This is a genomic window from Bacillus sp. N447-1 (assembly GCF_022701035.1).
In the GTDB taxonomy this organism is placed as follows: Bacteria; Bacillota; Bacilli; order Bacillales; family Bacillaceae_G; genus Bacillus_A; species Bacillus_A cereus.
This window is the reverse complement of sequence record NZ_CP065509.1, coordinates 5,154,526-5,179,808: the sequence shown is the minus strand read 5'-3', so window position 1 is coordinate 5,179,808 and position 25,283 is coordinate 5,154,526. Positions and strand designations below refer to the sequence as shown.

Below are 25,283 nucleotides of genomic sequence, written 5' to 3'. Positions count from 1 at the left end.
GCATTATAATTTAGGAGCTTTCGCCCAATCCGCAGCAAATTTCTCAATACCTTGGTCTGTTAATGGGTGCATAGCAAGTTGCTCGATTACTTTATAAGGGATTGTTGCAATGTGAGCACCTGCCATCGCTACACGAGTTACGTGATCTGGATGTCTAACAGAAGCCGCAATAATTTGTGTATCTAATTGATGAACATCGAATAATTCAGCAATTTTAGCAACTAATAATACGCCATCTTCAGAAATATCATCTAAGCGCCCTAAAAATGGAGAAACATACGTTGCACCTGCTCGAGCCGCTAAAAGAGCTTGGTTCACTGTGAAAATAAGTGTAACGTTCGTTTTCACACCTTTTTCAGTAAGATAGCGACAAGCTTCTAATCCTGCTAGCGTCATCGGAAGTTTTATTGTAACTTTTTCATCGCCGCCGTTAATCTTAATCAGTTCCTCTGCTTGAGCGATCATCTCTTCAGCTGTAACAGCATCTGGCGTTACTTCTGCCGAAACAGATTCAACTTTCGGCACTGCCTGACAAATTTCTGCAATACGGTCTTCAAACTTAATGCCCTCTTTTGCTACTAAAGACGGGTTCGTTGTAACACCAGCTAAAACTCCAAGTTTATATGCTTTTTTTATGTCCTCAAGATTTGCAGTATCAATAAAAAATTTCATGATCCATTCCCTCCAGTTTTTAAACGTTGATGAGTTACATGTTTAATATGCTTATCCCGTAAAAGCCCGATTGGTGTGGAATAAAGCCCCTACTTATTAAAGTTTCACTTTATTTCTTTTCTACTGCATGTCCGCCAAATTCATTACGCAGAGCTGCTACAACTTTTCCTGTAAATGTATCATTGTCTAATGAGCGGTAGCGCATTAATAGAGACATTGCGATAACAGGAGTTGCTGTTTGAAGGTCTAATGCTGTTTCTACTGTCCATTTTCCTTCACCAGAAGAATGCATAACACCCTTAATTTCATCCAGTTTTGCATCTTTAGAAAATGCATTTTCTGTTAATTCCATTAACCAAGAACGAATGACTGAACCGTTGTTCCATACTCTTGATACTTTTTCATAATCGTAGTCAAATTCACTTTTCTCTAGAATCTCAAATCCTTCACCAATAGCAGCCATCATACCGTATTCAATTCCGTTGTGAACCATTTTTAAGAAGTGACCACTACCAGCTTTTCCAGCATATAAGAATCCATTTTCTACAGCAGTATCGCGGAAGATAGGTTCAACGATGTCCCAAGCTTCTTGATCTCCTCCAATCATGTAACAAGCACCATTACGAGCGCCTTCCATTCCGCCAGAAGTTCCTGCATCCATAAAGTGAATGCCATCTTTCTTTAATTGTTCATATCGGCGGATAGACTCTTTATAATGTGAATTACCTGCTTCAATTAAAATATCTCCTTTTGATAAAAGTGGTGTAACCTCATCAATAACAGAATCAACAACAGCGTGTGGTACCATTACCCAAAGAATTCTTGGTGTTTGTAATGACTGAACAAGTTCACTTAAACTAGATGTACCTGTAGCCCCGTACTCTTTCATTTCTTCCACTGCACTTGCATTTAAATCAAATGCTGCTACTTCATGTTTATGATCCATTAAATTTTTCCCTAAATTTAATCCCATTTTACCTAACCCAATTAATCCTACTTGCATAATATAATTCCTCCTCAAATTATCTTTTATTAAAAATTCATATCACTACAATCTGGAATACCTTTCAGCACTGAAATGTTAGTATGTACAGAAAGGTATTCACAGTCATAGCTTAAGAATTCAACACATTTTTTGTAATTTGAACAACATTTTCTGTCGTAAATCCAAATAGATTCATGACTTCAGCTCCAGTTCCTGAAGCTCCAAATGTTTCAATTGATAGTACTTTTCCTTCTTGTCCTACATAACGTTCCCAACCTAGAGATACACCCATTTCAAGAGATACTCGTTTCGTTATAGAAGACGGAAGAACGGATTCTTTATATTCGTTCGATTGGCGATCGAATAACTCCCAGCTCGGCATTGCAACGATGCGAACAGAAACTTGATCTTCTTCTAATTTTGCTTTCGCACTAGTAGCTAAGGATACTTCAGAACCTGTCGCAATTAAAATTACATCCGGATTTTCATTCGTTTGTGTTAATACGTAAGCTCCTTTAGAGAGATTCTCTATGTTCGCTTTCGTTTCATTAAACACTGGTAAATTTTGACGGCTCAGTACTAAAACGACTGGACCATCCGTTTGCTGTAAAGCATACGCCCAAGCACTTGCTGTTTCATTTGCATCTGACGGACGGATAACTGTTAGACCAGGAATTGCTCGAAGCGCTGCCAATTGTTCAATTGGTTCATGCGTTGGACCATCTTCTCCTACAGCAATCGAATCATGTGTAAATACGTAAGTAACAGGTAACTTTTGCAGTGCAGCCAGTCGAATCGATGGACGAAGGTAATCATTAAATACAAAGAATGTACTTACGAAAGGTTTTACTCCTCCATGGAGAGCCAGTCCATTCGCTGCCGCGCCCATTGCGTGTTCACGTACACCGAAGTATATATTTCGTCCGGCATATGATTCTACTGCATATACTGCTTCACCTTTTATATCTGTCATCGTAGAATGAGAAAGATCCGCACTTCCACCGAAAATAGAAGGGATCGATTTCACATAATGATTAATAGCTTCCCCACTTGCAACACGAGTGGAAATCGTTTTTTCAATATCAAAGGATAGAATGTCTTTCGCTTCAATTAAAACATCACCTGTAATCGCTTTTTCTAATTCATCTGCTAGTGCAGGGTTCGACTCTCTGTATGAATTGAACTGCTCATTCCAGTCATTTTCTTTTTCAATACCTTTTTGTTTCAGTTCATTAAAATGAGCTTTTACTTCTTCAGGTACAAAGAAATCTTCCTCGTAACCCCAACCATACACTTGTTTTGTCGCTGTTGCCTCTTCTACTCCAAGCGGATTACCATGTGCTTTGTTCGTTCCAGCAACTTTTGGACTTCCATAACCTATAATAGTTCTAATTTCTATAAGAGTAGGTTGATCCGTATTTTCTTTCGCTGATTGAATAGCTTTTGTAATAGCATCGACATCGTTTCCATCTTCAACTCTTACATATTGCCAATGTACAGATTCTGCCCTTTTCTGAATATCTTCAGAGAAAGCAATGCCTAATTCACCATCAAGTGAAATTTCATTTGAATCATACAGTACAATTAACTTGCCCAGTTTCATATGTCCTGCCATTGACATCGCTTCATAAGCGACACCCTCCATTAAGTCACCATCTCCGACTAATGCGTACGTATTGTGATCTATAATAGAGTGACCATCCTTATTGAACTTCGCTGCTAAATGAGCTTCTGCCATTGCCATTCCGACAGCATTAGCAATCCCTTGTCCTAACGGGCCTGTCGTCGCTTCAACTCCAGGAGTATGACCAAACTCAGGATGTCCTGGTGTTTTACTATTTAACTTTCTGAAGTTTTTCAAGTCATCAATTGAAACGTCATATCCAGCTAAATGAAGTAAGCTATACAGTAGGCTCGATCCGTGTCCCGCTGATAAAACGAATCGATCACGGTTAAACCATTTCGGATGATTAGGATTGTGATTTAAATGATTCGCCCATAATGCATAAGCCATCGGTGCTGCTCCCATCGGAAGACCTGGATGACCTGAATTTGCCGCATTAATAGCATCAATTGATAATGTACGAATTGTATTCACTGCTAATTGATTTATGTTTTGTGTCATAGTAATCGTCCCCCTACATGCTTTCATGAAAGAAAGTACTTATTTTTCCGTCTCTTGATCTAACCACCATTTAAATCCACTTTCTTGCAATAATTCATTAGACGCATCCGGACCATATGAACCAGACTCATATTCATGAAGTGGTAATAAGTTCTCCTCGAATGCTTCAAGAATTGGTTGTACCCATTCCCATGACAATTCAACTTCTCTCCAATGTGCAAAGAATGTAGCGTCTCCACTCACCGCATCATGAATGAGTCTTTCATACGCTTCAGGTACTCCCACATCCGCTTGCTCACAAGTAAAGTTAATACGCATCGGTTCAATTTCTCCATTTTTCAATGGATTTTTACTATTTAACTGTAATGAAACGTTCTCACCTGGACTAATTTCAATTATTAATAAGTTAGGTGCTGCATTTGGATTACTATCTTGATATTGCTGTTTTAACGTATTTTTAAATTCGATTACAATACGAGTAGACTTTTCTTTCATTCGTTTTCCTGTTCGTATATAAAATGGAACGCCAGTCCAAAATGGATTATCGATCCACAGGCGAGCAGCAACAAATGTGTCTATGTTAGAAGAAGGATTTACTCCTGGCTCCTCTTTATACGCTACAACTTGTCCGCCTTTTATTTCTCCTGAAACGTATTGACCGCGAACGATATGGTTTTGAACGTCTTCTTTTTTCACTTTACGAAGCGTCTCCATTACCTTTCGCTTTTCCTCTCGAATTTCACATGCATTAACCTTTTCCGGCAGATTCATAGCAGTCATCATTAATATTTGTAACATATGATTTTGAACCATATCTCGAATGGCTCCTGCCTGATCATAATATCCTGCTCTTTCTTCAACCCCAACTGTTTCACTAGCTGTGATTTGTACGTTCGCTATATGTTCTTTATTCCAAATAGACTGGAGAACAGGATTTGCAAATTCTAGTGCTTCAAGATTTTGAATCATCGGTTTACCTAAATAATGATCAATACGGTATATCTCGTCTTCTTCAAACGTGCGACTAAGTTTATCATTCAGCTCACGAGCAGATGCAAGGTCGTGCCCAAACGGTTTCTCAATCATTAGGCGTTTCCATCCATCCGTTTTATCAAGTCCGCTTTCCTTAATATTTAAAGCAATCGTCTCGAAAAATTCAGGAGCAACGGAAAGATAGAACATTCTATTACCTTTTATATGTAGCTCTTCTTCCCTTTCACGAACGACTTGTAATAATCTCTCATAGTCTTCCGGCTTACTCACATCTAATGGACAATAGCGAAAGTTATCTAAAAAAACTTCGAGTTCTGGAGTACCTTCTTCTCTATGACGGGAAAACGTCTCTATTGATTCTTTTATTCTTTCTTGAAAATCCACATGAGATACTTGACGTCTCCCAAGCCCGATAACGGATATTTGCTTTGGAAGCTTTTGATCTCTATATAAGTTATATAGTGCGGGGTAAATTTTGCGTTTCGCTAAGTCCCCTGTCGCTCCAAATAAAACAAAGGTCATTGATTCCAATTTCAGTCCCCCTCTTGTTGTATAATCCTTGTCAATATTTTAAAAATGAATTGTACAGAAGCCCCTGTTTTTATAAAAAAAACAAAGAGTTATCAAATTCCAATTCCTTTTATACCTTTCGCTTTCTAATTGTCCCCAATATTAATAGTGGCAATTCAAAGCACTTCTACCACAGATTACTTATTTATCGAACTCAACAAACAAATGTATATCCGATTACTTTTAGTAATTAAATAATCTTATGTCTAGTATATTAACCATATAAATTATTATCGTCAATAAAAATGTCTTGCATTACATACTATTTATTTCGTAATGCTTTTCTAAGTGTATTCCTAATTACCATTCATTTTCAAAGATAATGATTGATATAACAAATGTCAGTTTCATCAAAATCTTCAATCATTTTTCTATTAAACTCACGAGCAGACGTTACATGATAACCAAAAGGCTTCTCTATAATAAGACGGTTCAATCCTTTTGTAGCCCACAATCCACTTTCCTTAATATTTAAAGCAATGACATCAAATACTTCTGGTATAACAGATAGGTAAAACATGCGGTTTTCAGGAATGTTTAGTTCTGTTTCACGCCTCTTTACAAGACGCAACAAATCTTGATAGTCCTCTATATTCGCTGTATTTAATTGACAATAACGAAATGTGCTAATAAATTCTTCTACTCCTAATTCATCATCAGTAGATCTTCTAGAAAATGTAGCAAGGGATTGTTCTACCTTTGTTTGAAATTCCACATCTGACATTACCCTTCTGCCGATACCGATAATCGAAATAGATTGTGGTATATTTTGATTACTAAATAGCTTATATAAAGCAGGATAAATTTTGCGTTTCGCTAAATCCCCTGTCGCTCCGGATAAAGTGAAACTTTAATCAGTGGGGGTTTTGTTCATCCCCACTGATTATTAGTTGAACCAATCGGGCTTTTACAGGCAGTTGCCCCCACCTAACTTCTATGATATCGCTGAATTTTGAGGTGGGGGTCTTACTGCCTGTTAATGCGGGGTAAAAGAAATGTCATTGAATCCATTTGTTCTCTCCCTTTTAAAACAATTGCTAGAATAGAATATATAAGTTCATTCGCTACTTAGCACAATACTGTCTCTAAAACCTCATACTTTACCAATGTTTCTTCAATACAATTTTCCCAAGAGCACGTTCTGACTCACTTATGTGGTGTGCTTTTTTTACACCTTCTACATGTAAAGGCAACACATGCGTGACAACAGGTTTAATCTTCCCGCTCTCAATTAATTCTGTAATAAGAGAAAGTTCATATCCGTTAGGTTCAGTAAATATATGGTCACTCTCAATATTTTTCTCTCTTGATATCTCGGTTTGCGGAATTTTCATACCTTTCGGACCATAAATAGACGCTAACTTTCCATTTGGTGCAAGTACTTTATAACTATTCTTTAGTACATCCCTACCTAACACATCAAATACAATATTGTAATTATGCAAAAGCAAAGAAAAGTCTTCCGTTTTGTAATCGACGACAGTATCAGCGCCTAGATCCTTTACAAATTGCATGTTTTTCGTACTAGTCGTAGTTGCAACATGTGCACCGAAACTTTTCGCTAGTTGAATAGCAAACGTACCTATCCCGCCAGATCCAGCATGAATTAAAACCTTATTACCCTTTTGAACATTAGCGAATTTCACTAAACTTTGCCAACTTGTCAAACCTACTAGAGGGATTGATGCCGCTTCCTCAAAAGATAGATTTCTCGGTTTTTTCGCTACATACTTCTCATCTACTGCCACGTACTCTGCATACGTACCATTTCGTTCAATATCTGGACGACTATATACTTCATCCCCCACTTTACATACTGTTACGTTTTTTCCTATAGCAGCAACTACACCTGCAACATCCCATCCTAAAACGAGCGGGAAGTCATAAGAAATTACGTCTTGAAGTAAACCCTCACGTATTTTCCAATCCACAGGATTTACACCAGCTGCATATACTTCAATCAGTACATCGTTGTCTTCCAATAGCGGTGTCTGCATTTCAATCTCTTGTAGTACACTTTTATCTCCATATTGCATAAGTCCTATTGCTTTCATTCTTTTCACTCCTTTACAAGGCTGGGAAATGCGGTAGCACTTCTTCTCCTAGCTCATCCAATACTTCGTCAGCTGGACGTTGACCATCAAATAGAGCAAGGAATAAATGATTCACACCAATACTTTTATATATATCAAGTAATTCAATTAGTGCCTTACTCCCTGTACGGTAACCTAAACGTATCGGTGTAGGACGTTCATTTGGATCTTCAGATAAATCTAAATGCATCGGTTGTATAAATGGTTTGAATACATCTGGATGATAATCCTCTACTAGTTCTCTCCATTGTCCAATTGCTCCCGCCTGATGCACCGGACTACGTGGATAATACATCCATCCATCTCCATGTTCAGCAAACCATTCCATATTTTGCTGACTAAAACCTGTAATAAAGGTTGGAACACGTTTAGACGGTTTTGGAACTAAATTCGCACCATGAACTTCTCCTAGTGTCGACTGGATAGACGGGAAGTTTTTATACAAAATTTCTTCCAAGTAAGCAAATGCTTCTCTAAACTTTTCACCTCGTGTTTCATGACTAACACCTAACGCTTTGAAATCGGCACGTCTGTCACCGGATGAAACGCCAAGCATAATTCTTTCTGGAAATAGTTGATCTAATGTAGCAATTTCTTTTGCTACACGCAATGGATGACGAAGTGACAACACTGTTGCCGACGTTCCAAATGCGATTTTCTCTGTCTTGCTTGCTAAATACGTCAAATAAATCATCATATCGTAAATTTGACCTGTTGCAGGATCACCAAAATCAGGGTCTTGCAGCAATACATCGCGAAGCCATACACCTGTAAAACCGTATTGTTCCGCTTTTTGTACTAACTCTACTTGTTTTTCCATCGTTGGAGCATGAAACTGATAATTTTCAATCGGAATGTGAACTCCTAACGTAAGTTGATCTTTCGCAAACATACGATTATATCCAAAATGGTTCGCAAACTTTTCCATGTGTTTCACTCACTTTCCCTCATTCATATAAACCTATACTTTTCATATTTCTTCTCAAAATTTATAAGCAACACTGCAACACCACATTGTTGCCGATTGTAATCGTTATAACTTTCTTTGTGCTACGAGTGTTATTATAAATCGGCCATAACATGAATAACAGTACGTACTTTAAAGTGATGTAGGCACTTTAAAGTACCTATACTAAGTGAGTAATAATAAATCATGCTGCAAAAATAACATCTACCCTTTCTTCAAAAAGCTTTACTGTTGCTTTTGCAAATACGTTTCATTATTTCACGTACTTTCCCTTTCTTTATATAAAATTGTTACTAACCAAATTCAAAATATTATACTTATTTTTCGTACTTTGCTATGCTATAACCACAAACAGGAGGTATAAACTATGAAAGCACAAATTATCCATTCTTTTGGGGGTTCATCTGTATTTCAATTAGAAGAAGTTTCAAAACCAAAACTTTTACCAGGTCATGTTCTAATCGATGTAAAAGCAACAAGTGTAAATCCAATCGATACAAAAATGCGTAGTGGTGCCGTTTCAGCAGTCGCTCCTGAGTTTCCAGCTATATTACACGGCGATGTAGCTGGTATTGTTATTGAAGTAGGAGAAGGTGTTTCGAAATTTAAATGTGGGGATGAAGTATACGGATGTGCCGGAGGTTTTAAAGAAACTGGAGGTGCACTTGCAGAATTTATGCTTGCTGATGCACGATTAATTGCTCACAAACCTAAAAATTTAACAATGGAAGCAGCTGCTGCTCTACCATTAGTTGCAATTACAGCTTGGGAATCTTTATTTGATCGTGCAAATATTAAACCTGGTCAAAATATTCTCATTCATGGAGCTACTGGTGGCGTAGGACACGTAGCCATTCAACTAGCTAAATGGGCAGGCGCTAAAGTTTTTACAACCGCTTCTCAGCAAAGCAAAATAGACATCGCCCATCGTCTAGGAGCCGACATAGCTATTAATTATAAAGAAGAATCTGTTCAAGAATATGTACAAAAACATACGAACGGAAACGGATTTGAAGTTATATTTGATACAGTAGGCGGCAAGAATCTTGATCATTCTTTTGAAGCTGCTGCGGTCAACGGAACTGTCGTAACAATTGCAGCTCGTTCAACCCATGACCTCTCTCCTTTACACGCAAAAGGACTCTCTCTGCACGTTACTTTTATGGCGTTAAAAATATTACATACAGATAAACGTGACGCTTGCGGGGAAATTTTAACTAAACTAACGCAAATAGTAGAAGAAGGACACCTTCGACCATTGCTAGATTCTAAACTTTTTACGTTTGATGAAGTTGCACAAGCACATGAATATTTGGAGTCAAATAAAGCAATTGGGAAAATAGTGTTGAAAAACGTTTGGTAACTTTCACTAAATAATACAAATAACAGCGGGATTGCTTCGCCTTATCTTTGTCTTAAGAGGCGTGCCACAATCTTAAAAGCTTTCCATCCTTTACAACAAGTAAAAAAAGAACAGCCGAATTTTTCTTATAGTAGAAAATTCGGCTGTTTGCATGTCGCAATTTGCTTTTTATATATTTCCATTAATAGATAAAATACACCTCATTTGCCTTACCATCTTTACCTTCAACAGAATATTATGTTGTTTTTAATTTTTTAAAACACACTACGTACTAATCCCCCGTCTATTCGCAACGCGGAACCATTAATTGCTGAAGAAAGTGGGCTGCTTAAGAACGTGACAAGATTGGCAATTTCTTCTGGTCGAATAAGTCTTTGAATAATAGAGGTTGGTCGATTCTCTTTCATAAATCGCTTCTCAGCTTCTTCTATTGTCAATTGCTCATTAGGATAAAGACTATTTAACATAGTCTCCACTCCTTCCGTTAAAGTCGAACCAGGCATTATAGTATTAACAGTCACATTCGTTCCTGTCGTCAGCTCAGCTAAACTGCGAGAAAGTGAGAGTTGCATCGTTTTAGTCGCACTATAGTGAGCCATTTCTTGAGATGGCATAATAGCTGCTTCGCTAGCAATAAAGATGACTCTTCCTTCTTTTCTTTCAATCATTTTTTTCAAGTACGAGCGAGTAAGTCGAACACCACTCATAATATTGACTTCAAACAATTTAAACCAATCTTCATCAGGGATATCAAAATATTCTACAGGTTCAAAAATCCCTAAGTTGTTAATAAGAATGTCTACTTCAGGGTACTTTTCAATCACATTTTGGCACCCTTGTTCTGTTCCTAAATCAGCTACTACAGGTTGAAGAATAGCATCCGGATACTGCGCTCGAATTTCGTTTATCGTTTGATTAACATTTTCTTCACGGCGTCCATTAATAAGTACAGTAGCTCCTTCCGCTACTAATGAAGTGGCAATTGCTTTTCCAATCCCTGCCGTAGATCCAGTAACCAGTGCTGTTTTTCCTTTTAATTGCATATGCATATAGATCCCTCCAAATTCATGTGCTACATGATTGACTTACGTTGGAATAAATAATTACGTTTATATTGTGGTTCACTTCTCTTATCTTTAACAGAAAATAAGCAGATCCACCCTTTTTTCGAAAGAGTATAAACGAAAATTATGTAGCTATTGGACTCTGTACGGAATTAAAAATCGAAATTATTATCATTTAGATCTACTCGATAATTCTGATTCTAATCATTGTCATGTTAAAAATCACATCAACAGCAGAGTAAAGCTAAAACCAACTAATAAATACCATTATGATATATATTAACGATAAAGAAAATTACGCACTTTAAAGTTCCATAGGAACAAAAAGTGCCCTATAAACTATAATTTCTAACTCTTTATATTTGCTAAAGTAGTATCTTTTTATCATAGAAAAGGTTGTAAAATCACACATTCTTACATACAGTTATAAGATTATTTTTATCCTAATTAACTAAAAACCATATAACACATTTATAAAATAAAATTCTAAAAAACCTTGCAGAAAAATTCTACAAGGTTTTTGCCTATACACAAATTAATCACTATATTAAAATAAAAGGGTTTATAATTCATCGCAATATTATTAAATATAAGCTGCTTTAAAGGCTTGTTGGACAGCTTGTACTTCTAATGAGTCTTTACCATATAAGTTCGTTGCTACACGAATACAAGCTTCTTTTAATTCTTTAAAGTTAGAAGTCATATTTAATTCATCCGTATTTGCATAATAGAAAATATCAAACATTTTATCTTCTCCAATGCCATGTACGTTTACTCCATTATGGTTTCCACCACTAGCAATCAAGTAAGCTACTTTATTAATAATGCTAGAGTTCGTGTGTACACCACCATGATCGTGGTCAGCATCAATAGGTAAGTTATTATAATGTCTATAGTCCTCCGGATATCTAGAAGAGATAGATGATGGGTTTTTCATATCTCTAAAAATACGACCTGATTGTTCTCCCATTGTCCAATTGAACTTTCCGTTATTAGCATACTTTTCAACTGCTACTCCTAAAATATCAGATAGAGCCTCATTAATTGCACCAGCTTCTCCTGCATACTCAAGTCCAGACTCATTTCTTGTAACCGCGTGTGTAAATTCATGTCCTGCCACATCAAATGCTCTAACAATTGGATCTCCGTATACTAGCATAGCTCCATTACTAAATGCATTAAACCACTGCTTAGGATTTCCTTTATTCGTACCATTTGTGTTCCAACCATGAACGACAGAAATTACTTTTTGTCCGTTATTATCAAAGCTGTTACGGCCATATTTTTCTTGATAAAAATCATATACTTTCGTTGCTAAATAATGAGCACTAACTGCTTTAGGATCAGTAAAATTTGTAGAATTACTTGTTACTAAATCATCGAGATAACCCCATACATTTCTTCTATAATTATTATAATCTTTATAATTAGCAGTATATGTTTCAATTCCCTTACCACGAGAATAATCTGCAAGCATGTACGTTCCATCACTTCGCTGCGTAATTCCAAACGTACGATTAATACCTAAGTCATCTTTTCCTGTACCTGTTAATCTTGAAGAATCTTGTGATTTATTTGCTGTCGCAGATTGGACAATACTACTATCTACTTGTATACCCAATTTTTGAACGAGTTCTTTTAATAGATTACCACCAAAAGCATCAATTAATACTGTACCAGATACATATTCAGGTGTAGATGCACTAAAAGTAATTTGATATGCGTTTGTAGCTTTATTTGTATTTTCATCTACATATACCACTTGTTTAATTTCTGGTTCTTCAATAAATGTGAGATTATTTCCATAGATGTTGAAAAGCTGTTTTTTTGCATCCTCTTCTGATAAAGTAATAGGTTGTTTCAAATCTTCCTGTTGTTGTAGATCTTGGGCACTATCCCCTGAAACGCTCGTAAGTACACCATCATCATTAATATGTGCTGTTAGTTGATATCCGTATACATCACGTCCTTCATACGTTTGTTGAAGACGTACCAATGTAGTACCATCATAAGATTTACGACTTTGCGTAACATTATAATTAACTTTGGATTCCGTATTAACTTGCTTTGATGATAATGCTTGTTCTGTTTTTCCTTTTAGTGCATCCTTTGCTACATTTTCTGCCGAATTTTGAGAAGGTGCTGTTAAATTACCTGTTCGGAACGTATCTTCCTTTGTTTCCACTTTTAAATCTTCTGTTTCCGCATGCACTCCTCCATAGGGCATAATCGCCGATAACACCACTCCTGTAGTTAAACCTACCTTTACGAAATTATTCATATTCTTACTCCTTTATAATCTTATTATTAAGTTAAATAAATGTTTTTTCAAAATTGGAAACATAGATATTTCAAACTATCTATGTTTATCTACTGTTTATGAATTGTGATTCCTCATAATATAGATAGATTGCGTCTTTACTTTTAGATTCATTTCATTCCTCAAAATTACTCATTATATAAGCTATCTTTATATTTATTTATATACGTTATTTTTGTGGTTCTGATAACATATTTATCGCCATCCACACATTCTTTTTCATTTCTAATTTTTGCATTGGTATCTCTTTTAAAACCGGATTACTTATAATTTCTTCCATTTCTTCATCAATTCTTTTCATAAGATTTTCTTCTGGATTATTTTTAAATAAGTATTTTTCAGTCCCCATTTTGTCATTATAAATTCATTCGTTTTATTCATAGGATTAATAATAGTAGCTTTACTAGTTAATCGTTTTTTTATTTCATCATGATAGATTTTAATTTTATATCCTTCTTTTAGTGGAATAGTATCTTTTACAATCGTTACATTTGTCCCTTCCATTTCCTTCGTATAAATTTTTTCACCTTTCTCATTAAACACCTCTATTGATGCGTATTTTTCATCTGCATAATAGCTATGAGGCGTTTTAGTAGTAACCGTAAAAACAGCCCGCTTTTGCTCTAAGTCTGTATTTAATTCGGCAAACTGATCATCTCCTAATCCTAGGAATTGAATCGTTTCATTTACCAAATTGCTCACTTTCATTTCGTTAACATCAATCGTTAGACTATTATCCTTTTCCTTTACATAGGCATAATACGAACGGAAATGATACATTCTATCCATTTTCTCACCTGAAATTTCAACCGTATAAACCCCATTTGGTACGTCTTGTAAATTGATATCTGCTGTTTCAATTGTTTTTTCTTGAACAACTGTATTCCCTTCTTTTAATTTAATCTTTCTTCCTTTCAATGTATCTATTTCATTTGTATTTAAATGGATATGCAAATTCCCTTTTAACCCAAGTGAAGCAATTTGCTGATTCGTAACTATTTCAAAGTTAGAGTTTATCGGAATATCAGGATCAACTAGAGCTCTCGCCTTAGCTAATTGTGATTCAGGCACTATATACGCTAAAGAAGTCATTGCCGGATAACCTTTCGCCCTATTCATCTCTATTTGTTTATGATTAAGCTTAAAGCCCCATCTTTCAAAAACGGGTGTAAAATCAACTTGTACATTCTCGCTATAATACTGATTCATTAAATCCGGTAAAGAATAATCCCCCTTTTTGAAAGCAGCATTGCTAGCTAGTTTTCGATAACCTTGATACATTTTTGCAAAAGCTTCATCGCCAGCTTTTTGTTTCGCCATCGTTAAAAGAATAAGTTTTTGTCGTAAATCTAAGTCATCATAATTTTTATTTTCTTTCATTAAAGCATTATATAAATTCCGTTCTACTTGTTCCTTTTTCCCGAAATTAAACAACCAACCAACTTGATCTGCTTTTTTTCCATATTTACTATATTGATATTGAACACCGAATAGATTATTAGAAACTTCTCCTGTAAATATTCCTTGATTATCAAAACCAGCTTGGTATCCGTGAGCGATTTCATGTAAAGCTCCCCAACTCAGTTTATCTAACCACATCTTTGTACTATCTGAACTATTCGCTGTCCAATTTGCACCATAATAGGCACCGCCAGCACCGGATATATCTGCTTTTAAAAAATAACGATTTTGACTTTTTTTATTTTCAACCGCTGAACCATCTAAACCAATAATTGAATCATACATCGCAAAAATATTTTCATAATACGCAATTAACTCATCCAATGATTGAAAATCTTTTAAAGACCTTACTATTTCTTTATCTTTTTTAGGTATAAATAATTGAAAACTCTCCCCTTGAAGTAACGCATACTCTCCATCAAATTGATCCCATGTACTAAAAAATTGAGATACACTTCCTTGTTGTTTATAAATGGGAAGAGGTTTAGTAGCACTTTCATTCCCTACTTGGTACTCAAGTACAGCGTGCTCTTCACCATACGGAGTATCTATGAAAGGAACTAAAGGCGTATCACCTTGAATGGTAATCCATTCATTTCCTACTTGTATGGATTTTTCATTTTTAGAGTCATTAGACAATAAACGTAATGTTAATTTGTCTTTAAAATTAGGATTCGTTTGTCTTACCTTTAATGGTGTATTTCTCTGCAAAATAAATCCTAAATCTTGTCGATCGTGATATTTACCCTTACTTATGCCCGCCTGAAATATCCAAGTAGGCTCTTCTAAACTAGTAATTTCTTTTACATTTGTTCGTTCATCAGCATGTAAGTGTATATTTCCTATGAGGAAAAACATTGTATACATGATGCCTATAACAAGTAGCCTTTTCATTTACATATCTCCTTTTCTATTTTTTATATACAAAATACAATAAAACCCTCCTTCTTTACTTATAACTGTCGTCAGTAAGTTACTTATTAGTGTAATTATTATAGTTACATTAGCTCATGATTATCAATCATTAAATATATGTAATTTTGCATATATTAATGTTTAACGAAAAATTTCGAGATATCTTGTAATGATCCAATATTATTTCATACATTATTCAATAAAAAAACACACGAAGCCCCTTAAGTCTTCATGTGTTTTCATACATGTTATTACATTTATAATTGAATAAATTATCTTATTCTGTAATATTAAATTTTGAAACCAATCCCCTTAATTCTTCCACCTTTTCTTTCATTTTGTTGGATTGGATTGATATTTGTTCAATTGATACGGCCTGTGATTGAATTGAATTTACTGTTTGAAGCGTCTCCTTTTTCACATCCGTTGCAGTTTCAGAAACTAGCGAAAGAGAAGCATTTACTTCTTCTGTACCAGCAGACATCTCTTCTGTCGCTGCGGATACTTCTTGAATTTGACTTGTAATCTTATCAATATCTCTCATAATAGACAAGAAGGTTTGATTCGCTTTGTGGGCAGCTTCTTTTCCTTCTACTGCCTTCTGTTGGCCTTTTCGCATGACATTAACTGTATCTTGAGTATCTTGTTGAATGGATTTTATTAAATGATTCACTTCCTTTGCAGATTCTTTAGATTGCTCAGCCAAGTCTCGAACTTCTGCGGCAACCACTGCAAATCCTTTCCCATTCTCTCCAGCACGTGCCGCTTCAATAGCGGCATTTAAGGCAAGAAGATTCGTTTGTTCGGCAATATTAGTAATTGCAGCGAGAGCTGTATCAATCTGTTGTGTACGTGTAACAAGTTTATTTATTACTTTTGATGTTTCCTCGACAACATCATGTACACTATTCATTTGAAGAATAGAGTGATTTATCACTTCACTACCGATATTTATTCGTTCTGTAGTCGTTACTGCTACCTCAGCGACTACTGCTGAAGATTCAGCTACAGTTTGCACCCCTGTTGTAATTTCTTCCATTGAGGATGAGCTCTCCTGAATACTAGTTACCTGTCCTTCTATTTTTGTTTTTACTTCTAAAACAGTCTGTACAACCTCATTTGAAATACTAGACGCTCGATTTGTATCTTGTAATACGCCCTCCGTAGTAGAAATAACCTCTTGTGTTGTCATCTTAACATTCGCAATTAATTGTTGAAGGTTATCTAACATACTATTAAAAGACTGAACAATATGCCCTAATTCATTATTTGCTTTATAAGGAGTACGTGTTGTTAAATCTCCAGCTGCTACTTTTTCCATATCATTTTGTAGTAACACAAGTGGTTTTCGGATAGTTAATTTAATAATATATCCAATTAATATAATTATTAAAATTGCTAAAAGCGAAATACTAACAAACATTATCATTGTATTTTGAGCACTATTATTATTTTCCTTCTGTAAAAGCTCTGCATTATTACTATTATATAAAATTAATTCACGAATTGATTTTATTGATTTTTGCATATTAGGTTCAATCTCTTTTAGGTAATATGCATATGCTTCCTCATTATTAGATTTCCTAATTCTTGCGCTTTCTTCATTTGAGTTCTTAATTTATTAAATGTTTCATAAAACGTGTTATATAATTCTTTTCTTTAGTAGAAATAACTTTAGCCTCAAACTGCTTTAAAAGATAATCATTTTCCTGACGAATTCCGTCCATTTCTCTTATTAATTCATTCTTTTTCATCTTTTGATACCATAATTTCCATAAAGTTCATATTAACATGATAAAAATTAGATTCTACAATACCAATCCACTCAATTGGTAGTAAATTATCCTCATACATATTAGAGGAAGTACTTTTCCCTCTTTCTAATCCCCAAAACCCTATTAGGGATAATACTATACATGCAATACTTGATATAGTTATTAATATGTTTAGTTTTGTACCAACCTTACTGTTTCTTAATAATTCCAATTCACTTTCTCCATTCTAATATATAGTTTAAGTAATGTATTTTATACCAAGAATCCAAAAATTACGATGTTTATTTTGTAATATGCAATTTTGCATATCATCCACTACTGATTCAAAATAACCTAACATTGTAATTTTGGTTTTCCAAAAATTCATGATTATGAACACACCCTATTAATTCTTGAACTTCTCATCCAAAATATCCAAAAATATTGTGGCACCAGGGGAACCCATCATTGATGTATAAATTACACTACCATACAAGACTAGCTTAAAAATATTTTTCTTATTGCTCATTTTTCTATTTCCTCTCTATTAGAAGTACTCCTAGCACATCACACTAATAAAAACGATAGTATTAAAAAATAAGGAAAGACATAACACCTATGTCTTTCCTCTAAAATTGTAACACTCAATATACTCTTAGCTCTATTTGATTTGCCAGTTAAATCCTCACATTTCTTTCTTTATAATATCTCCTAACTCCGTCCAACTTGTAATCCGCGGGATATTGAGATGTTGATTGTAAGAAGTAGTTTTTGCATACACATTTATCGGTTTTCCTATTAACGTTTCTAAGACTGCCGGCTTATCATCAAAGAAATAGTTTAATTTTATTTCTTGTATGAAGTGTATTTTTTCTTCATCCTTCATTCCATAGAAAAAGCGATCTTCATGTACCGGAAAACCTTTTTCTATTAACCATTTTTTTGTTTGCTCTCCATGTTCTTTAGGCCGTGCTGTTATATAGTATATTTCATGTCCCTGTTTTTCTAATTCTTGTAATGTCTCTACTGCATATGGAAACGGTGAACAAGAAGTATAATAAATCTCATCCAGCAAACTATTCCACATATGACTGCCTTCCTCCGAAGTCATGCCAAATGCTTCATGAATTTCAATTGTTTTTAAAGAATGAAATACATCCAATCCTACTTTTTTGTTTAATTTCTTATTATATAAATGAAAAGCATGCTGCCTTAAATCAATTAATGTATCATCGATATCAAATCCAAACTTCACTCTTCATCGCTCCTTTCTGCAATCCATTTATCGGAACATATAAGTAGCTTTTATTCTCCTTATATTTTCCGATATTCTGGATAGCCAATAAATCTATAATCTTTTCCAACCTGGGTAAATGATACATCCTTAAATTCAATTGCATCTTGCATTTTAGTAATACCAGTCCCCTCTACAAAGCTAGGCGCCAATCTGCCCCCAATAATTTTTGGTGCGACATATAATATAAGTTTATCCATCAATTTATTTTCAATAAACGAAGCATTTACCTCTCCACCACCTTCAATAAGCAGGGAGGAAACTCCTTTTTGCCCTAAAACATCAAGCATTTCATGTAAGTTTATATGCTTTTCTCTGCTAGTAACAAATACTTTAACTCCTGCATTTTCTAATGCTATCTTTTTTTTCGCTGCATGATTACTTGTTGTAAATATCCAGGTAGGAGCTTCTCCATCTGTAACAACATTAGCTTCCATCGGTATGCGTAATGTCGAGTCCAATATTATTCGAATTGGATTTCGTCCATTTGGAATACGCGTTGTCAATGATGGATTATCCTTTTGAACAGTATTCGCTCCTACTAAAATAGCCGCATTTTCGTTTCGTATTTGGTGTACTTCTTGTCTTGCTTCTGTAGATGTAATCCACTTACTATCCGATGAAGACGTAGCGATTTTACCGTCTAATGTAACTCCTGATTTAATCGTTACAAATGGACGCTTTGTCAAAATATATTTATTAAAGACTTCATTCATTTTTTTAGATTCTTCTTCACACACTCCTACAAGTACTTCAATACCTGCATCTTGTAGAATTTTAATTCCACGTCCAGAAACAAGCGGGTTTGGATCAAGTGTAGCAACTACTACCTTCTTAATTCCTGCTTGTACAATTGCTTCAGCACAAGGCCCTGTTCTACCATGATGAGAACAAGGTTCAAGAGTTACATAGATTGTAGCACCACGTACCTGTTCTCCAGCCATACGTATCGCATGTATTTCGGCATGTGGTTCTCCGGCCTTCATATGTGCTCCGACCCCTACAATTCGATTATCATTTACAATTACAGATCCAACCAATGGATTTGGAGTCGTTTGTCCCTTCATAGCCTTGGCATTTTCTAGTGCTAGCTTCATATACAATTCATGCTCAAGCATGTAAGTGTCCCCCTTCAAAATGTCCAGAACGCTGAATCTTCGTTTGCAAATATTTCTCATTAAACTCTGAGATATCACCCCATAACGGTTCACGACTCGTAACATTTAATCCAGCTTTTTGTAACGCTTCTAATTTTTTTGGATTATTTGTAATAAGTTTTACAGGTTTTGAGCGTAGCGCTTTTAATACTTCAATTGTATCATCATAGTTTCGAACATCATCTTCAAAGCCTAGGTTCAGATTAGCCTCTACTGTATCTAACCCATTTTCTTGCAAGAGGTACGTCATTGCTTTACTAAACAAACCAATTCCTCTTCCTTCATGATTCGCTAAGTAAAATAAAGCACCTGAACCATGTTCTGTAATCATTTGTAAAGACTGCTTTAATTGGAATCCACAGTCACAACGTTTACTACCAAAGATATCACCGGTGTGACAAATACTATGCATACGAATTAGGGCATCTTCAGAATTCTCAAAATCACCATATACAAGCACACTAGATTGCTGCATATCAGCTAAATTAATAGATGAGAGTTTTTTGATAATTCCTTCTACACTATTTGTAACCTCACTACATTGTAACCAAGAATACCATTGGAAAATTTTAGTCTCCCCATATAAATTAATTGGCAATTTGATAGGTCCTACTAAATAAATATCCTTTCCATCTTGATGTATAAATTGAATTTTATCTTCTAACATATGAATTGTATCTGTTGTAACCATTAGGTACCTCCTAGTATTGAGAATCTCTAAAAATTCTCTTCCATTGTTATATTTTTATTGTTTAACTTACACAACGTAAGTGTTTTTACAGATGCTATTCTTTTTCTCTCAGCTTATATGCAATATGTATCATTACAACTTTGGCCATTTAAAGAAAAGAGTTTTAGTTACATAAAACAACTTAGTTACTTTATGTAAGTAAGTATACATTCGTAATTAATTTACGTCAAGTAATTAATTATAAAAACATTTGTTACTAATAGTAAGATGTTATATAATTTGTTTTAGGAGGTGAAGGAAAATGAATGATTCTACATTATGCCCTCGCTTTGAAAAAGGAATGAAATTTTTTAGCCAACGATGGACAGCACTAATTATTTACCAACTTTTTTCTGGATCTCAGCGCTTTTGTACGCTTGAATCTTCTCTTCCTGTTAGCGGAAGATTACTTTCAGAAAGATTGAAAGAATTAGAACTAGAAGGAATTGTCGAACGTAAAGTCTTTCCTGAGACACCAGTTCGTATAGAATATTCTTTAACTCAAAAAGGATTTGCTTTAGAAGCTATTATTCGCGGAATAGAAGAATGGTCACAGGAATGGATAGAACTTGAGGAATAACATAAAAGCTTTTTCGTATATAGTTTTAAGTAATCAAATTACAGATACCTATTATTAAAACGCTAGTTTTTCAAGCATTTATGAAAAGCTAGCGTTTTTTAATGAATAAAATAAAATTTAATAAATGAAACAAGATGATCAAACCGATCACCTTGTTCCTTTAAAGATTAAAATAGTGATTTTAACAACTTTTATTAATACATACTCAATTAACAGAAATAATAAATAGAATTTTTGTAACTAAACAGTTTTATTTTCGCAATACAGTTAGCTTATCCCGCTATTTGCGGACAGTAAGACCACCACTAATTAAATTTCCATTTTATTGCATTTGAATATTACTTATGAAATTTCACACGCTCTTCAAGTGGTTGGAATTCTTTTTCACCTGGTGCAGCTGTTGGATTACCAAATGGCATTTGTGCAATTAGTTTCCAATTAGCAGGAACATTCCATTCTTGTTTTACCTCATCATCAATTAATGGATTATAATGTTGTAAAGATGCCCCTAATCCCTCTGCTTCTAAACCTGTCCACACGACTAATTGGTGCATACCTGATGCTTGGTGTGACCAAATTGGGAAGTTTTCAGCATATGCAGCAAATTTTTCTTGAAGCGATTTAACGATAGCCTCATCTTCAAAGAATAGTACTGTTCCATAACCAGCTTTAAAAGAATCCATTTTTTGTTGCGTTCCTGAGAAATCTCCATCTCCAACTACTTTTCTTAATGTTTCAGTTGTAATATCCCATAATTTATCATGAGCTTCACCAAATAATACAACTAATCGCGCAGTTTGAGAATTGAAAGCTGATGGAGTATATTTCACAGCAAACTCCACAATTTCTTTAATTTTTTCATCCGATACTTGTACCTCTTTGTTAATTCCATAATAAGTACGTCTTTCTTTCAGTGCAGTATAGAAATCTTTTGTCATAATTCATTTCCTCCTAAGTTTTAATATTCTTCAAAATGATACATTGCGAAGATAATATGAGTTGAAATGAGTTCATTTTTGAACCATTGAACACCATAACACCAATTGCTAGTCATTCTGAATCTAAACCACTGCTTCTTGCTTCAGTTTCCCTAAAAAAACACTTATAGCATCATTGATACAATCTAGTGATCATTCGGTATTATTTTACCCATTCTCTATTCATGTATCCTGCTTGTTTCATATTTACACAAATATGAAAATAACCTTAAATTGCTGGTCAAAAAAGCCAGGTAGCATGAATAACACATTACCTGGCTTTTTACATTTTTAATTTACATTCAACTAAACATTACCAATGAATAGTAGTAAAAACTATACCTGTCACTTATTTAATAATTAACATCTCATATGGATGTTGTTCCATAAATCTATTCTCCCAAGGAATCTCTAATGATGTCCAATTTGAACCACCGTCTACTGACTGATACACTCCTTTATTGCTAAACAGATAAAACGTTCCATCACTTGTTGCCTTTAATACTGGTATGATTGTCCCTTTAGGAGTTGGTAAACCTGCATTCATTTCCGCCCAAGGCTGATCTTTTTCTTTCTTATAAATATATGATTCACAATTCCCATTATTGTAATCATGCGCTACGTGTGGATTTGAAGATGTCGCGATAATAATATTTTCTGGATCATTTGGGTTAACTGCCATTTGATATGCGTAATGATGTTTTAGCCCACTACACATATAGTTCCAAGTCTTACCTCCATCATTACTCTCCGCATACTCTTGACCTGGTTCTTTCAAGAATGAATCACCTAACACCCCGTATAAACGATTTGGGGCATTGCGATGTGATGTAAGAATGTGAATATCTTGAGGATAGTTCCCCTCTTTTTCCTCAGTCCATGTCTTACCTCCATCTACACTTTTAATTAATCCCCCAACCTCAATAGTCGTATAAATAGTTTCTGGATTATTAGCATCAATTTCAATATGTTTTACATGGTGTGTATATGTTCTTTGAGGAAAGAACCATGATGAATATGATGGCATTTGTCGATAATCAGTTAGCAGCTCAAAACTGTCTCCTCCATTTTTGGATACGAACATTGCGCTCGGTTCAGTTCCTACATATACAATCCCGTTACCGTCATCCCCCTTCGCTGGAGATACAGAAACTGCTGTAATAGCTCTCATATGAATAGCATTAGCTGGGAACACTTCACCAAATGAAGGCAACGTACCAATCGCTTCCCATGAACTTCCTCCATCTTTACTTCTCCATAATCCCCTATCAAAAGTACCACAATACATTCTTTCTTGCTCGTATGGATCTAAAGCTAAAGCAACTGGATTCGCACCTACAAACTGCGATTGGACGCTCCATGTTGAGTCTTTTTTTTCTGCGATTACAAGTTCTCTATCAAACGCTAATATGAATTTTTCCATAACTAAAATCTCCTCGTTTCATAATATATCTACTGTATTATTTAAATTTTTACCGTTACAAGTTATGAGATAACACTTATATGCTACAGCATATAAAGGATAAATTTTATAAGCAATATGTGATTAAAAACTTACATTATATAATTTGTTAACTTCACATCCGTATGATGAACAAGATGTCCTGTTAACTCATATAAGTCCATATGCCACCTTCAAATAAATCGCAATTTATATGCTATAGCATATATAATATAGAATGCATTATTTTATGTCAAACTTTAATACTGTTAATCAGTTCTTTAGCTCGCCTAAAGTAATTTAAAAGTCATAATATAAACAGAAACATTTTATTGAATAGAAAATAAAAAAAGAGTGCAATTTTGAAGTGACCCCTAAAAGTTAGACACGGTTATTTCATTAGGCAGCTTGATAAAAGTGAGTCCGGTATTGTACCGGGCTCATTTTTAATTTTGCCTTAATCCGTTTCGTATTATAATAATCTATATATTTTTTTAATTCTATTTTAAAGTGCTCTACATTTTCAAATTCTTTTATGTATAGGAACTCTGACTTCATAATCCCAAAGAAATTTTCTATTACTGCGTTGTCGTAACAGTTGCCTTTTCGAGACATACTCTGGACGATAGCTCTTGATTCAAGTGTCCGGACGTACTGTCTCATTTGATAATGCCATCCTTGATCCGAATGCATTAGTAGCTGGTGATTTTCAGGTAAGCGTTCTAATGCTTTCTAACATCTCTGAAACAAGTGAATACGTCGGTCTAGAACCAATTGTATAGGTAATAATTTCACCATTATACAAGTCTAATACAGGTGATACATACAGTTTCTCCAAACAATTTAAACTCTGTGATGTCCGTTACCCATTTTTGATTCGGGGCATCTGTATAAAAATTACGCTCTAAAATATTAGGTGCAATTTTACCGACTTTCCCTTTATAGGATTTATATTTCCTCATACGCACAACACACTTTAATCCAAGCTCTTTCATAATGCGCTGAACCTTCTTGTGATTCACTTTCTGATCACGATTCGTTAACTCATCACGAATGCGACGGTAGCCATAACGACCTTCATTTTCCTCATAAATTGCTTTAATTTCAGCTTTCAAATCGGCATCTTGATCCGGACGATTCATTTTCTTTACTAAATCATAATACGTACTCCGTGGAATACCAGCTAGCTCCACGAGTGCCTTCACTGAATATTTATGCCTTAATTCATAGACTACTTGTGCCTTGTCTTGTTTCGTGATTTTTCCTTGTTTTGAACTAAGGCATTCAACTTTTTTAAGTACTCATTTTCCATTTCAAGCTGTTGAATACGTGCTTCAAGTGCTTCGACTGACCCTTCAGCTAAAGCTTGTTTTACTTGTTTATTTGAATCTTTTTTCATGGATGGACGCCCCTTTTTCTTAGATTGAAGGGCATCAATTCCTTGTGTTTCGAGCTGTTTTTCCAAACAGAAATCGTTGAAGGGCAGGAATGTTAAAGATAGCTGCCGTCTCAAATAAGGACATACCGTTTTCAATCATAAAGTTTAGTACGTCTAGTTTAAATTGTTGTGTGTAATTTGTACATCGTTTTAGAAAAGCTTCCATACCATTCTGTTTATATTGGTTTACCCAATTCAAAATAATTGTGTCACTTATACCAATCGATTTACCCATTTCTCGATAACTTTCATTTCCATTCAAATAACGTAGAACGATTTGTACTTTTTCATCAGCTGTAAATTTAGCCATAGAAAAACTGCACCTCCAATTGTTAGACTGTGTCTAACAATTGGGGTGCAGTTCATTTTTGCACTCTTTTTACT

Annotated in this window: 18 protein-coding genes and 2 pseudogenes; 2 read left to right on the top strand and 18 right to left on the bottom strand. The window is 34.8% G+C overall.

Annotation, left to right across the window (positions count from 1 at the left end):
- Window positions 1-3: 3 nt before the first annotated feature.
- From fsa to IQ781_RS26465, 7 genes are all read right to left on the bottom strand, one after another.
- A complete protein-coding gene (fsa, locus tag IQ781_RS26495; protein WP_000667676.1) occupies window positions 4-672 on the bottom strand; it encodes a fructose-6-phosphate aldolase in 669 nt (222 codons plus the stop codon).
- 109 nt (window positions 673-781) lie between these two features.
- Complete coding sequence (gene gnd, locus IQ781_RS26490; protein ID WP_001195913.1) at window positions 782-1,675, bottom strand: phosphogluconate dehydrogenase (NAD(+)-dependent, decarboxylating); 894 nt, start codon at window positions 1,673-1,675, stop codon at window positions 782-784.
- 112 nt (window positions 1,676-1,787) lie between these two features.
- A complete protein-coding gene (tkt, locus tag IQ781_RS26485) occupies window positions 1,788-3,782 on the bottom strand; it encodes a transketolase (protein ID WP_063220399.1) in 1,995 nt (664 codons plus the stop codon).
- A 39-nt stretch (window positions 3,783-3,821) separates the two neighbouring features.
- Window positions 3,822-5,306 carry a glucose-6-phosphate dehydrogenase gene (gene zwf, locus IQ781_RS26480; protein ID WP_000445365.1) on the bottom strand — a complete coding sequence of 495 codons (1,485 nt, stop codon included), beginning with the start codon at window positions 5,304-5,306 and terminating at the stop codon, window positions 3,822-3,824.
- Window positions 5,307-5,658: 352 nt separating this feature from the next.
- Window positions 5,659-6,150, bottom strand: coding sequence for a glucose-6-phosphate dehydrogenase (locus IQ781_RS26475; RefSeq protein WP_072770174.1), 492 nt, complete (start codon window positions 6,148-6,150; stop codon window positions 5,659-5,661).
- 295 nt (window positions 6,151-6,445) lie between these two features.
- Window positions 6,446-7,399, bottom strand: a complete 954-nt coding sequence (locus IQ781_RS26470) for an NADP-dependent oxidoreductase (protein ID WP_063220398.1) — start codon at window positions 7,397-7,399, stop codon at window positions 6,446-6,448.
- 13 nt (window positions 7,400-7,412) lie between these two features.
- Window positions 7,413-8,366 (bottom strand): LLM class oxidoreductase, encoded by a 954-nt coding sequence (locus IQ781_RS26465; protein WP_063220418.1) that lies wholly within the window; start codon window positions 8,364-8,366, stop codon window positions 7,413-7,415.
- A 406-nt stretch (window positions 8,367-8,772) separates the two neighbouring features.
- Here IQ781_RS26465 and IQ781_RS26460 point away from each other — a divergent pair, with 406 nt between their 5' ends.
- Window positions 8,773-9,768 carry a zinc-dependent alcohol dehydrogenase family protein gene (locus tag IQ781_RS26460; protein ID WP_000647269.1) on the top strand — a complete coding sequence of 332 codons (996 nt, stop codon included), beginning with the start codon at window positions 8,773-8,775 and terminating at the stop codon, window positions 9,766-9,768.
- A 254-nt stretch (window positions 9,769-10,022) separates the two neighbouring features.
- On the opposite strand, the gene IQ781_RS26455 is transcribed toward IQ781_RS26460, so the two are convergent.
- The 8 genes and pseudogenes from IQ781_RS26455 to IQ781_RS26425 form a co-directional block, all read right to left on the bottom strand.
- Window positions 10,023-10,817 carry an SDR family NAD(P)-dependent oxidoreductase gene (locus IQ781_RS26455; RefSeq protein ID WP_000551092.1) on the bottom strand — a complete coding sequence of 265 codons (795 nt, stop codon included), beginning with the start codon at window positions 10,815-10,817 and terminating at the stop codon, window positions 10,023-10,025.
- Window positions 10,818-11,415: 598 nt separating this feature from the next.
- Complete coding sequence (locus IQ781_RS26450; protein WP_001058949.1) at window positions 11,416-13,113, bottom strand: M4 family metallopeptidase; 1,698 nt, start codon at window positions 13,111-13,113, stop codon at window positions 11,416-11,418.
- Between the two features lie 167 nt (window positions 13,114-13,280).
- Window positions 13,281-15,507, bottom strand: a pseudogene (locus tag IQ781_RS26445) (putative mucin/carbohydrate-binding domain-containing protein).
- A gap of 298 nt (window positions 15,508-15,805) precedes the next feature.
- Window positions 15,806-17,056 (bottom strand): methyl-accepting chemotaxis protein, encoded by a 1,251-nt coding sequence (locus IQ781_RS26440; RefSeq protein ID WP_481748663.1) that lies wholly within the window; start codon window positions 17,054-17,056, stop codon window positions 15,806-15,808.
- A 212-nt stretch (window positions 17,057-17,268) separates the two neighbouring features.
- Window positions 17,269-17,514 carry an MCP four helix bundle domain-containing protein gene (locus IQ781_RS28510; protein ID WP_481748662.1) on the bottom strand — a complete coding sequence of 82 codons (246 nt, stop codon included), beginning with the start codon at window positions 17,512-17,514 and terminating at the stop codon, window positions 17,269-17,271.
- Between the two features lie 453 nt (window positions 17,515-17,967).
- Window positions 17,968-18,537, bottom strand: a complete 570-nt coding sequence (locus IQ781_RS26435; protein ID WP_000668224.1) for a 5' nucleotidase, NT5C type — start codon at window positions 18,535-18,537, stop codon at window positions 17,968-17,970.
- A gap of 59 nt (window positions 18,538-18,596) precedes the next feature.
- Entirely contained in the window at window positions 18,597-19,694 is a 1,098-nt protein-coding gene (gene ribD, locus IQ781_RS26430) for a bifunctional diaminohydroxyphosphoribosylaminopyrimidine deaminase/5-amino-6-(5-phosphoribosylamino)uracil reductase RibD (protein WP_033695542.1), read from the bottom strand.
- Window positions 19,687-20,424, bottom strand: a complete 738-nt coding sequence (locus IQ781_RS26425) for a GTP cyclohydrolase II (protein WP_000258858.1) — start codon at window positions 20,422-20,424, stop codon at window positions 19,687-19,689. The genes ribD and IQ781_RS26425 overlap by 8 nt, the downstream gene beginning before the upstream one ends.
- Window positions 20,425-20,725: 301 nt before the next feature.
- On the opposite strand from IQ781_RS26425, the gene IQ781_RS26420 reads away from it, so the two are divergent.
- Window positions 20,726-21,043: a winged helix-turn-helix transcriptional regulator gene (locus IQ781_RS26420; RefSeq protein ID WP_001000104.1), complete on the top strand. Its 318-nt coding sequence runs from the start codon at window positions 20,726-20,728 to the stop codon at window positions 21,041-21,043.
- 338 nt (window positions 21,044-21,381) lie between these two features.
- Here IQ781_RS26420 and IQ781_RS26415 read toward each other — a convergent pair whose 3' ends face one another.
- The 3 genes and pseudogenes from IQ781_RS26415 to IQ781_RS26405 all read right to left on the bottom strand — a co-directional run bounded on the left by IQ781_RS26415 (window position 21,382) and on the right by IQ781_RS26405 (window position 25,209).
- Entirely contained in the window at window positions 21,382-21,981 is a 600-nt protein-coding gene (locus IQ781_RS26415) for a nitroreductase family protein (RefSeq protein ID WP_000158938.1), read from the bottom strand.
- 388 nt (window positions 21,982-22,369) lie between these two features.
- Window positions 22,370-23,443, bottom strand: coding sequence for a WD40/YVTN/BNR-like repeat-containing protein (locus tag IQ781_RS26410; protein WP_063220397.1), 1,074 nt, complete (start codon window positions 23,441-23,443; stop codon window positions 22,370-22,372).
- 417 nt (window positions 23,444-23,860) lie between these two features.
- Window positions 23,861-25,209 (bottom strand): annotated as a pseudogene (locus IQ781_RS26405) (IS3 family transposase).
- Between the last annotated feature and the right edge of the window lie 74 nt (window positions 25,210-25,283).